The sequence below is a fragment of the Mucilaginibacter sp. P2_A4 genome, from assembly GCF_056405015.1.
Window position 1 is genome coordinate 552147 of sequence record NZ_JBFUCX010000001.1, and the last position, 11929, is coordinate 564075.

General features: G+C 40.9%; 13 protein-coding genes. 10 read left to right on the forward strand and 3 right to left on the reverse strand.

Annotated features, from left to right (window positions below; all coding sequences use genetic code 11):
* The first annotated feature begins 116 nt into the window (after positions 1–116).
* The 3 genes from hscA to AC1DYB_RS02165 all read left to right on the forward strand — a co-directional run bounded on the left by hscA (position 117) and on the right by AC1DYB_RS02165 (position 4029).
* Complete coding sequence (hscA, locus tag AC1DYB_RS02155; RefSeq protein WP_477432030.1) at positions 117–1973, forward strand: Fe-S protein assembly chaperone HscA; 1857 nt, start codon at positions 117–119, stop codon at positions 1971–1973.
* Between the two features lie 22 nt (positions 1974–1995).
* A complete protein-coding gene (locus AC1DYB_RS02160; RefSeq protein ID WP_477432032.1) occupies positions 1996–3012 on the forward strand; it encodes a hypothetical protein in 1017 nt (338 codons plus the stop codon).
* Between the two features lie 315 nt (positions 3013–3327).
* Positions 3328–4029: a hypothetical protein gene (locus tag AC1DYB_RS02165; RefSeq protein WP_477432034.1), complete on the forward strand. Its 702-nt coding sequence runs from the start codon at positions 3328–3330 to the stop codon at positions 4027–4029.
* Positions 4030–4057: 28 nt separating this feature from the next.
* On the opposite strand, the gene AC1DYB_RS02170 is transcribed toward AC1DYB_RS02165, so the two are convergent.
* A complete protein-coding gene (locus AC1DYB_RS02170) occupies positions 4058–4348 on the reverse strand; it encodes a hypothetical protein (RefSeq protein WP_295713023.1) in 291 nt (96 codons plus the stop codon).
* A 122-nt stretch (positions 4349–4470) separates the two neighbouring features.
* Here AC1DYB_RS02170 and AC1DYB_RS02175 point away from each other — a divergent pair, with 122 nt between their 5' ends.
* A complete protein-coding gene (locus tag AC1DYB_RS02175; protein WP_477432036.1) occupies positions 4471–5616 on the forward strand; it encodes a hypothetical protein in 1146 nt (381 codons plus the stop codon).
* On the opposite strand, the gene AC1DYB_RS02180 is transcribed toward AC1DYB_RS02175, so the two are convergent.
* Together AC1DYB_RS02180 and AC1DYB_RS02185 are read right to left on the reverse strand one after the other, a co-directional pair.
* Entirely contained in the window at positions 5613–6197 is a 585-nt protein-coding gene (locus tag AC1DYB_RS02180) for a riboflavin synthase (protein ID WP_477432632.1), read from the reverse strand. The genes AC1DYB_RS02175 and AC1DYB_RS02180 overlap by 4 nt on opposite strands.
* Positions 6198–6285: 88 nt before the next feature.
* Positions 6286–6783 (reverse strand): SRPBCC family protein, encoded by a 498-nt coding sequence (locus AC1DYB_RS02185; RefSeq protein ID WP_295713017.1) that lies wholly within the window; start codon positions 6781–6783, stop codon positions 6286–6288.
* 141 nt (positions 6784–6924) lie between these two features.
* Between AC1DYB_RS02185 and AC1DYB_RS02190 the strand changes: the two genes are divergently transcribed.
* From AC1DYB_RS02190 to AC1DYB_RS02215, 6 genes are all read left to right on the forward strand, one after another.
* Entirely contained in the window at positions 6925–7386 is a 462-nt protein-coding gene (locus AC1DYB_RS02190) for an NUDIX hydrolase (protein WP_477432038.1), read from the forward strand.
* Between the two features lie 326 nt (positions 7387–7712).
* Positions 7713–8687, forward strand: coding sequence for an ABC transporter substrate-binding protein (locus tag AC1DYB_RS02195; RefSeq protein WP_477432040.1), 975 nt, complete (start codon positions 7713–7715; stop codon positions 8685–8687).
* 60 nt (positions 8688–8747) lie between these two features.
* Complete coding sequence (locus AC1DYB_RS02200; RefSeq protein WP_477432042.1) at positions 8748–9617, forward strand: ABC transporter permease; 870 nt, start codon at positions 8748–8750, stop codon at positions 9615–9617.
* On the forward strand, positions 9614–10363 hold the full coding sequence (locus tag AC1DYB_RS02205) for an ABC transporter ATP-binding protein (protein ID WP_477432044.1): 750 nt from the start codon (positions 9614–9616) through the stop codon (positions 10361–10363). Before AC1DYB_RS02200 ends, AC1DYB_RS02205 begins: the two co-directional genes overlap by 4 nt.
* A 34-nt stretch (positions 10364–10397) precedes the next feature.
* Entirely contained in the window at positions 10398–10646 is a 249-nt protein-coding gene (locus AC1DYB_RS02210) for a hypothetical protein (protein WP_295713001.1), read from the forward strand.
* 666 nt (positions 10647–11312) lie between these two features.
* On the forward strand, positions 11313–11834 hold the full coding sequence (locus AC1DYB_RS02215) for a tetratricopeptide repeat protein (RefSeq protein WP_295712998.1): 522 nt from the start codon (positions 11313–11315) through the stop codon (positions 11832–11834).
* The last annotated feature ends 95 nt before the right edge of the window (positions 11835–11929 follow it).

The window sequence follows — 11929 nt, forward strand, 5'->3', positions numbered from 1 at the left end:
GACTAAATCATTAAGAGACAATCATAGCCCCTTTTAACTGAATTTAATAATTAGAGATTGAAAAGACACTGCATCAGTCAAAACTAAGTACATTTGCGGTTTGTTAAGTAAAAGTAATGGCTAAAGTTTCTATCAACCTGGCAACAGGTTCTATACAAAAGGAAGATATTATTGTAGGTATTGATTTGGGTACCACCAATTCGTTGGTGGCGTTCATCAATCCTGATAAAAATCCGCAAGTAATAAACGATTTAGGCCGGGGTGTCCTGGTGCCTTCAGTGGTGCATTTTGGCCCAACGGGTGATGTGCTTGTAGGTAACGAGGCTAAGGACTATTTAATTACCGATCCGCAGAATACCGTTTTTTCTGTAAAGCGTTTGCTGGGTCGTAGTTATCATGATATCGAAAATTATAAGGACTTTTTCTCGTACAAAGTTATTGATGATGATACCGAAAGCCTGGTTAAGATAAAAGTAGGTGATAAGTTTTATACACCGATAGAATTATCGGCCCTGATACTTAAAGAGTTGAAGGCCCGTGCCGAGCACGCTATTAAAACCCCGGTGAACCGTGCGGTAATAACCGTGCCTGCATATTTTAACGATTCGCAACGCCAGGCAACCCGCGACGCCGGTAAATTGGCCGGCTTGGATGTTTTACGAATCGTGAACGAACCAACAGCTGCAAGTTTAGCTTACGGCATAGGCCTTGATCCCGAAGAAACCAAAACCATAGCCGTTTATGATTTGGGTGGTGGTACCTTTGATGTTTCCATCCTGCAGATACAGAATGGCATATTTGAGGTATTGGCAACCAATGGCGATACCTTTTTAGGCGGTGATGACTTCGACAGGATCATAGTTGATTACTGGATAGAAAAAAATAACCTTAACAAAGCCGAAATAATTGCCAATAATGAACTGGCACAGCAACTGCGCCTTAAAGCCGAAGAGGCCAAAAAAGCCTTTGCTCACCAAAGCCTGTTTAACGAAAAGATAGGAGAGATATGGTGTACGCTTGATAGGAATACTTTTGAGCAGCTAATTATGCCTAAAGTGCAGCAAACCATTACCAGTTGCCAAAACGCGTTGAAAGATGCCAAGCTTACCATACAGGAGATTGATGAAGTAGTGATGGTTGGCGGATCAACCCGCACAGCATTGGTTAAGAAAATGGTGGCAGAGTTTTTCGGTCGCCCGGTGCATGATGATCTTAACCCCGATGAGGTAGTTGCCTTGGGCGCTGCCATCCAGGCTGATATTTTGGCCGGTAACCGCAAAGATATTTTACTGCTTGATGTTACGCCGCTTTCTCTTGGTATCGAAACCATGGGCGGCTTGATGGATGTAATTATCCCACGTAACAGTAAAGTGCCAACTAAAGGAGGTAGGCAGTATACTACCTCTATTGATGGCCAGGTAAACATGAAAATAGCCGTTTACCAGGGTGAACGCGACCTGATTAAAGAGAATCGTAAATTAGCTGAGTTTAACCTCAAAGGTATCCCCAGCATGCCAGCCGGCTTCCCGAAGGTTGATATTAACTTTTTGCTGAATGCCGACGGGATATTAACCATACAAGCTATTGAACTCCGTTCTGGCGTAAAGCAGGAAGTGGAAGTAAAACCTACCTATGGTATTACCGATGAGCAGGTGGAACAGATGCTGATGGATAGTATAACCCATGCTAAAGACGATGTAAGTCAGCGTATGCTGGTAGAAGCCCGTACCGAAGGCGAGCAAATGGTTTACACCGTGGAGCGGTTTTTGCAAAAGAACGGCAGCTATGTATCAGCAGATGAAATCGAACAGACCAACAAGCACCTGGCATCATTAAAAGATGCTATTGCTACAGGCGATAAGGATTTGATACTGAAAAACATAGATGAAATAAATGAATACACCCGCCCCTTTGCCGAGCGACTGATGGATCAGGCGATAAGTACGGCAATGCGTGGTAAGAGTATTGAATAATATACAGTACTTAATTTTATAGATGAGAAGGATTACAGCGGTATTTACATTTTTGGCAGTTACGGCTGTTTTTTTATCAGGTTCATTAAATAAAGCTTACGCCAATAATGCTACTGGCCCAGGCAAAAAAGATACTACGCTGAAAAGTGTAGCGATGATTGATACCATGCGGTATGATTCATTGATGAAGAATTTGGCCAATGGTGATAAAACCGGTAAATGGCCGGTTAAAAAATCGCCGGTACCGCTGCCGGGCGCTATTTTACCTTTTAACCGCATTGTTGCCTTTTATGGTAATATGTATTCCAAAAACATGGGTATACTGGGCGAGTTTGAACCCAAGGTGATGATGGCCAAATTAAAAGCCGAATGTAAAAACTGGGAACAAGCAGATACGCTTACCCCTGTAATCCCCGCCCTGCACTACATTTGTGTAACCGCCCAGGCCGATGCAGGCAGGAATGGATTGCACAACCTAAGGATGCCTTTTAGCCAGATAGATAAAGTGATTGACATGGCGAAGAGCATGAACGCTTTGGTCTTTTTGGATATCCAGGTGGGGTTTAGCACTGTACAAACAGAGTTACCATTATTAGAAAAATATTTGAAAATGCCCAATGTCCACTTCGGTATCGACCCTGAATTTTCTATGAAAGAGGGGAGTGTGCCGGGCAAACGTATTGGCACTTTTGATGCGGATGATATCAATTATGTATCAGGTTACCTGAGTTCATTGGTTAAAAAATATAACCTGCCTCCTAAAATGTTTGTGGTTCACCGCTTTACCAAACGCATGGTTACCAATTACCAGGATATTAAACTACGCAACGATGTGCAGTTTATAATGGATATGGATGGCTGGGGTGGCCCCGAGTTGAAAAAAGGCACCTATAAATACTTTGTAGCCGGCGAACCGGTACAGTTTACAGGATTTAAGTTGTTTTATAAAAACGATATAAAGAATGTTCCGCATAGGATGCTTACACCCAAAGAGGTATTGGCTTTAAAGCCAAGTCCGATATATATACAATATCAGTAGAGAGAGTCTCCTAAGTGCTAACTAAAGGAGATGATTTTGAAAAAGGTATATAGATAACAAAATATTGAGGCTTTAATTAGTCATTCTGTTAATTCTAAAATTCCGTAAATTCTCATTTAGCCAAATGCTATAGGGATAAAGAAGAAGCCTTGCGCCAAATTCGTTTTGCGCGTATAAAGGGTTGGCCAGCCCCATACAGCCAATTAATAAACACCTGGTTTGCTAACGGGAACCCCGATTTTGTTTTAATGCTTATGTAATGTATATTCTTTATATGCTTTTCAAGTCATATATTAGCATACCTGAATAATCACGATGAAACCTGTTTTTAAATATATTTTAGTCCTTTTAATTGTTTTGGCCGGGAAAATATCGTTGGCCCAGAATATGGCAGCAATAAATGCAATGGTAAATAATCAGAGCATACAGATTAGCATTAACATGATGAACAGGATGAGCATGATGATGCTCAATAGGGGCGATTTTAACTTCAAACATAAGTTTTTTGCAACCATGGCAGATGGTAGCCGGAAGGAGATAGATTCACGGATTTTAACCGACGAAGCTACCCATAAAACTTACTTGCTTTATGTAGATAAAAATCTGCCAAGAAGTGATTCGAACAGAAATCAAAAAATATATCCTGATCAAACTCTTGGCATTGAACGTATTGGCTTTGCTTTAGTTCCTGATCCCAGATTTGCTTTTAAAAGTAATACTGTGGAAAAAATTTGGAAAGGTATTGCTAAAGACTCTTGTTGGATGTTCAAAGTCATATCGGGCGATATTAATGTTTATTCATGTTTAAGTGAGGAATACTATAATCAGAGTCTGGTTGTTGGAATCCAACTACATGATGATGGCCCCATCGTTAAATATAATGAAGAAAATTTAAAGGAGATTGTAGGTGATGATATTGATGCTTTAAAAGATATTCAACAAAAAAAATATTTTAAAGCAATAGGGAAATACAATCATAACAGACAGAAAGAAGCCGAAAAATCCGCAAAAAAGTAAATCCCCGCTTCCGGGGATTTTACTTTTTTTACAATTTGTCAATAGCGTCCTGTTCCTTCAATGCTGCGATATTGTTCTTGTCGCTAAAGGTGTCGGTTTGGGTAGCAAAATCTTGCAGGATGCTTGCAATAGTGTCCAGGTTATCGGCTACACGTTGATGCATGTCGGGCAGGTCTCTCTCCAGTCTCTTATCGCCTAACTCTATATTGTCAACTTCAATTTTGGCAAGCTTGGTGATAATGGCCTGCTGGCTATTCTTCAAATCCTCTAATTCATGGACAATTTTTTCCATCAGTCCGAATTTCTTTAACTTATCCATAGTGTTGTGTTTTTTAATTCTAATTATATATAGTTAACTCCAAATAATAAAAATTGTTTACCATTTGGATAATTCATCTATAACTAATAATTTAGTTTAAAATAACTAATCAATTAGTTGATATGAGAAATATATTAATCCTCTCTTTTTTGATCTGCTTGTTTAAAACGGCTGGTGCCCAGCAATTGCCTGCTGCAAACGATGCTTTACTGCTTGATTACTACCAAAACCAGCGCTTTTCCGAAGCTGCCGATTTGCTCAAAAAAATTTATCCCGAGCCGGTGACCGATATAAAGGTTTTGAGCAAGCTGGCCTATACATCGCAAATGGCAGGTAAGCTGTCCGATGCGGAAGGCTATTATCAACGCATGTATAACATTGATTCCACAAACAATGCGGTGTTGTATAGCCTGGGCGCTATAAACCTGCGCAGGGGGAATAATGTAAAGGCCGAAATGTATTATAAGATTTTGAGTCAGAAGGATACCACCAGTTTTTTAGTGTTTAAGCAATTGGGCAAAATTGCCATGGATAAAAGCGACTTTATAGCGATGGTGAATTACCTTGAAAAAGCAAACCGGATAAACCCCGCCGAAGCCGACGTAGCATCAGACCTGAGCGATGTGTATGTAAGTTTAAAAAAGATAGATCTGGCCGATAAGGTGCTGAACGCGGCAATAACCCAGGATCCTGATAATATTGTATTGCTGCAAAGCTTGCTTAAACTAACCTCTGCCGAAAATAAGTATGCCGAAGAAAAGGCCACGTGTTTAAAGCTGATCGCGTTAGGCGCTCAATCGGGCTATGTGCTAACCAAACTGGAATCTGCCTATTATAATTTAAAAGAATATGCCTGCAGTGCGGAAACTTTTGCAAACATACCGCAGGTTAATCAATCAGAAACCAGTTATTATATTGCTGCTTTGGCCTACAAAGCTTTAAAAGATCAATCATCGGCCATTGAAAACCTGGCTAAAGCCATCGAAGCAGGTATCTCGCCCAACATCAGTGATTATTATGCAGAAATGGCCGATAGTTATGATATAAAGTTGCGATACAAAGCAGCTATCTCTGCTTACCAAAAAGCCTTGCAGTTTGAGGAGAAACCTATCATTTACTACCTCATGGCAACCATGTATGATGGATCGCTTAAAAACAAAAAACTTGCGATAAAGTATTACAAAAAGTTCGCGGGCAGTAAAATTACGGCTAAGCAGCAAAAATATGTGGCTTATGCACAGGCAAGGGCTAATGAGCTGTCGCGTTAGCGGTTCATTAAGCGGGCTACGTATTTGCCGATAATATCAAACTCCAGGTTAACCGTAGAGCCTTCGCGCACGTTATGCAGGTTGGTATGCTCAAAAGTATAAGGTATAATGGCTACCGAAAAACTATTGGCTTTAGAGTTTACTACGGTTAGGCTGATGCCGTTTACGCAGATAGACCCTTTTTCAACAGTAACATTACCACTGGCTGCATCATATTCAAAGGTATATTCCCAGCTGCCATCGTGCTCCTTGAATGCCGTGCACACAGCGGTTTGGTCTACGTGGCCTTGTACAATATGGCCATCAAGCCGGGCGTTCATTTGCATGCAGCGTTCCAGGTTTATAGGTTCGCCGGTTTTTAGGTGTGCCAGGTTGGTTTTACTCAGGGTTTCGTCAATAGCTGTAACCACATGAAAGCCATCGCCCAGGGCTATCACTGTGAGGCAAACCCCATTGTGCGCAACCGACTGATCAATCTTCAATTCATGTGCAATTGCCGATTCAACCGTGATATGTAAATTTCCCTGATCTTGTTTCAGATCGGTTACTTTCCCTAAAGTTTCTATAATGCCTGTAAACATAAACCCCTCCGGTCCCCTAAAGGGGGGACGTTTGATTAGCTTCAAAGCTAAAAATATTGTGGGTTTAATATGTCAGCCAAAAATGAATTTATTTGAAATTACTGGCCAGGTCTGTGCGTTTATTGCGAAGATCATTACCATTCTCGATAACCGATTTAAGATTAGTGAGATAAAACGTCCAGCCCACCTGGCATTGTACATATAAGTTTTTGGATGGATCGCTTTCTTCCGGAATGTTTTCCTGTGTTAGCTCCACAACCGTTAACCCGTATTTATTTTGAATATCTACCGTAACTATGCTTCCTCCCGAAAAGGTGAATTTAAGCAGATCGCTGCCATTATTCTCTAACACCTGGCCGTTCTCAACCGTGGTATCATCATAGCCATGCCAGTACCAGGAATAGGTATCTTCTTTTTTTATAAATTCTTCGGGATCGCGCAGGCGGCCGGCAATAGCGTAAAAGTCTGCCTTACGCAAAAACCATTTCTCAAGACCTGCAGGAGTTGCCCAGGCCTCGTAAATACTGCGTACATCTGTATCAAAATCCGCAGTAACTTTAAATTTACTCCATCTTTCGTCTGCCATGATTTGAATTATTTTAGTGATTGGGTTTCGATATAAAAATAACAATATTACTTTACGCTTGTATATAAAAAGCTAAAAGCTTAGTGCAAAAAGCTGAAAGCCTGTTATAAGTTTATTTATTGTATTTATAAAATTAAGATTATGCCCAAACAGAGTGCCGGAGTACTCCTATACCGAAGGGTGAACAATATAATGCAGGTTTTCCTGGTGCATCCGGGTGGCCCCTTTTGGAAAAACAAAGATGATGGCGCGTGGTCTATCCCCAAGGGCGAGTATGAAGATGAGGAAGACCCACTGGATGCCGCGAAACGTGAATTTTATGAAGAAACAGGCAAGTATATTGATGGCCGGTTTATAAAACTCAATCCAATTAAACAAAAAAGCGGCAAAATAGTACAGGCCTGGGCTGTTGAGGGCGATATTGACCATCATAACATCAAAAGCAATTTTTTTGAAATGGAATGGCCGCCAAAATCCGGTAAGATTCAGCAATTTCCGGAAGTGGATAGGGGAGAGTGGTTTAGTATTGAGCAGGCATTGATTAAGATCAATCCCGGGCAGGTGGGTTTGCTGGAGGAGCTGGTGGAGCAAGTTAAAATATAATTTAATCTCAAGCTCCTCTCAATACGTTATCATCTGTTTCCTTTTATACAAACGTCAGCTTTGAAAGCAGGCAACCGACTCACCCGGCTACGCTCCGCTGGCCGACCCTCTCTTCACCTGCGGTGGAAAGAGGGTCGGGAAAATTTTCAAGCCCCCTCTATGCGCGAAGCGGAGAGAGGGGTGACAAGCGCAGCGATGTCGGGGTGAGTCGACTCGCTGCCATTCAGTAACGTCATTTCCAGCTCATAATTTCGCGAAATTTTGTTACTGGCGATGACGATTTAAGAAAACTTTTACCTTTCACCTCAAATATATAACTTAGTACAATGAAGTTTTTCAAATATATACCCGCCGCGTTTTTATTGGTTTTAATGGTATCGTGCAAGCCAAAGCCCCGGGCTGTTGATGTGCCTGTTGTTGGTTTTGTTGATGCTTTTGAAGATGCTACCATATCCCAGGCCCGTATTGGTTTTATCGATGCCCTAAAAAAGAACGCATTTAGCGAAGAAAAGAAAACAGTACAGATAGAATACCGCAACGCCCAGGGCAATATCCCTACGCTAACACAAATTGTAAATTATTTTATATCAGAAAAGGTTGATCTGTTGGCCACCTGTACTACACTGGCCACAGTAACTGCTTTGCAAAATACTAAAAGCATTCCTGATTTTGCCATGGTATCGCCCGTGCCAGAGCGGATGAAGGTACTTGATGCCAGTGGCAAAGCCCCAGCTAACCTGTTTGGCGCATTGGAAGAGTTGAACTACATTGATACTTCATTTTCTATCATCCCTAAATTAATAAAACCAAAAGGCGCAAAGCTTGTGGTCGGGATGATTTATAACCAGGCAGAGCCGCAATCGGCAGATGCCGTTGACCGTATCAAATCACTGGCTGCCAGTCAGAATGTTACCATTGTTGCCCTTCCTGTAAATACATCTGCCGATGCACAGCTGGTTACACAAAGCCTGTTAAGTAAAAATATAGATGCATTTTTTGCTAACCCGGATAATACCGTATTTGCCTCGTTCGAGACGATTTTGAAAAGCTGTAACGAAAAAAATGTGCCCATATTTACCAGCGAAGCCGGTTTGGTACAGCGTGGCGCAGTTGCCGCTTTTGGTGCTGATATTTACCAATGGGGATACCAGGCAGGTGAGCAGGCGGCCCAATATTTAAAAACGCATAAAACGGACGGTTTAAAGTGGGAAATGGTAAAAGTAAGGAAGAGGGTTTATAACGCTGCTGCCGCTAAAAAGTACAACATTACTATCCCATCAAATTTCGAGGCTGTTAAATAAATCACAAATAATATATACACGATATCGATTTTAAGATACTTAGGCTTTCGGCTTTCAAATATGGATTTTTACCTTACCGCCTTATTACAGGGACTATGTTATTCGGCCATTGCGCTGGGTATTTATATCTCTATGAAAATATTTAACATTCCCGATATTACAACCGACGGAAGTTATACGCTGGGTGGCGCGGTTACCGGTATTATGCTTACCCACCATCAATCTACCTGGGTTATTTTACCTGTGGTTATTATTGCGGGTGCATTAGCAGGCGCGTTAACCGGATTAATCCATACCAAGCTTAAAATAAATGCCCTGCTGGCTGGTATCCTTGTCATGACGGGGCTTTACTCTGTTAACCTGATTGTTTTAGGACGATCAAATTTACCGGTGAGCAACCTGCCCGCATTGTTTAACAACCTGCATCTGATAGCTGATCCTAATCAGAATACACTGATCATTATTTCAATTTTTGTAGTGGTGGTTACGGTTTTAATCGGCTACCTGCTCAAAACAGATTTTGGCATAGCCATGAGGGCTACGGGCAACAGCGAGTCCATGATTCGTGCCCTGGGCGTAAATACGGATAGGATGAAGATCACCGGGCTTGCGCTGGCCAACGCGCTTACTGCATTGAGTGGATATTTAATAGTGCAGTTTCAGGGTTTTGCCGATATCAGCATGGGGATAGGGATAGTGATTATAGGATTGGGCTCGGTCATCATTGCCGAAACGCTCATCAACTGGTTTCGCATTACTAAAGTGTGGCTCAGTTTAATTTTGGTGCTTACCGGCGCGGTAATATTTCAAATGGTACTTGCCCTTACATTAGCCATAGGCGTTGACCCTAACCTGCTAAAATTGGTTACTGCCGCTTTTGTATTGCTCATAGTTAGTTTACCCCGTTTATCATTCAACAAAGCCTCATGATAGTTATTAATGATGTTCATAAAGTTTTTAACAGGGGTAAGGCTAACCAGGTAAACGCGGTAAATGGCATCAGCCTGGATATTAAAAATGAGGAATTTTTGGTGATCGTAGGCTCAAACGGCTCAGGTAAAACTACACTATTGAACCTGGTAGCAGGGAGCGTGATACCGGATAAGGGGACTATCATTATTGATGAAAATGATGTAACCAGGCTTGCCGATTATAAGCGCAGCCAATGGATAGCCCGTGTTTTCCAAAATCCAATGAGCGGCACGGCATCTGATCTGAGTATTCTTGATAATTTCCGGCTGGCAGCTATTCGCACAAAACCCAAAGGACTTTCCATTGGTATTGATGATAAGTTTAAGCAGGAGGTAAAAGACAAGATTGCTACGCTGGGTATGGGGTTGGAGAATAAGATTGAGCAATCTATGGGTACACTATCAGGCGGGCAGCGCCAGGCGTTAACGCTTTTAATGAGTGTGATGGATAGCTGCAAGGTTTTACTATTGGATGAACCCACTGCCGCACTTGATCCACGATCTGCAGAGGTAGTGATGCGGACGGCTGATAAACTGATAGCCGATTTTAAACTGACTGCAATACTCATCACCCATAATTTAAAAGACGCCTATAATTATGGAACAAGAATAATACAAATGAGTGAGGGTTTGATAATCAATGATTTAAATAAAAAACAAAAAGCTGCTCTAAAGCAAAATGACCTTTTCAATTGGTTTGGTTAAAAATTGGCAAAATAATTGTAATGGAATCAATACCATGAAAAACAATAATTTTGAAACCATATCCGACGCTTACCAGTTAGTAAGCGGCGCGAAAATAAAAGGAAAGCAACAAGACGAAATTTTCGAGCTTGGAACGTATGACGCCCTGAAAAGAGGCTATACCCTTTACCCGCTGGAACACGGCATTAAGTACAATGATTTTAGCGTAATTGTATCAGAAAGAGAACTGAAAAACAATTTTTTGATAGAAGGTACTAAGGTTAACGCGGCTATAGCGGCTTAAGGATCTGGATATTACCTTTGTTTAAAAAAGTTGCCGCAGAGTGGCATAGCCACGGCTAATATTGTGGCAGCTTAAGGATCTGTATGTTTCCTTTGTTTAAAACGGTTGCCGCAGAGTGGCATAGCCACGGCTAATATTGTAACAACGGATTTTAATCCGTTGAAAAAGAAGCAGCGCATAAAAAGAACCATAGGTTCGGCCTATGTGTTAAGCATGCTAAAGGTTATTTAGCATGCAAGAAACGCAGGTAGCCCATTAAAAACAAAATGCGCCGTGCCTACGGCACTCTTTTTTAATTCATTTACAATCCAACGGATTAAAATCCGTTGCTATAAGATCTTTCGAGCCTACGGCTCTATAAAAAATGTAAATTAATTGGTTGACTTGGTTTTATCCAAAGTTCTCCGCAATGTCATCATCAGCCTCACATTTTGCATTCTCCAACATTAATTGTAAATTTGTAAAAAAATAAATGATGCTGTTAAAATATTCATTCTGCGAAAAAACAATGTGGTCCAAGGGAGCACAGCAGAAGGGTTATGCATCAATAATACTCTTCTCAAGTCCGGTTTAGCGAAATAACTTAATTACACCGACAGAATTTATTACATCATTATTTATTCAATTAGTTTGCGTTAAGCAGGCATTTTATCACATAACAAATTTATGGACACTTATTATACTATAGAGGAAAAGTATTTGCAGGCCGTGGATAAGCTCTCCTATGGAAAAACTACTAAAGGACTTAAGTTACTGAACGAGATCATCAGCAATGATCCTTTATACGCACGTGCACACCACCAGCTGGGCATGATATATTATTACGAAATTAAAGATTACCAAACCGCAGGCTATCACTTTAAAACCTGTATGGAGCTTGAACCATCTTTTCCTGATAATTATACAGATTACCTTGATCTGCTTGTTTTTTTAAATATGGAAAAACTGGTAAACACCGTATCTGTCAAGGCTCTTAATACGCCCGGAGTAGATACCGCCGGTATTTACGATTTGCTTGGCTTATTCTATGAAAAAAACAAGCAATGGACAAATGCTTTAACCTACTACCATAAAGCATTTATGGATGTTACGGTAAATGAAGAAAGGGCTGATATTGAACAAAGCCTAAAACGTGTGCGCTCAAAAATGGAACATACGCTGGCCTACACTTATCATATTACGGAGTAAAAAAGCAGAAAGCTTAAGGCTTAAAGCGGAAAGCTTTTCTGGAAATTAACTAAAAAAATAGCGATGGTTTTACCATCGCTATTTTTTTAGCCTTT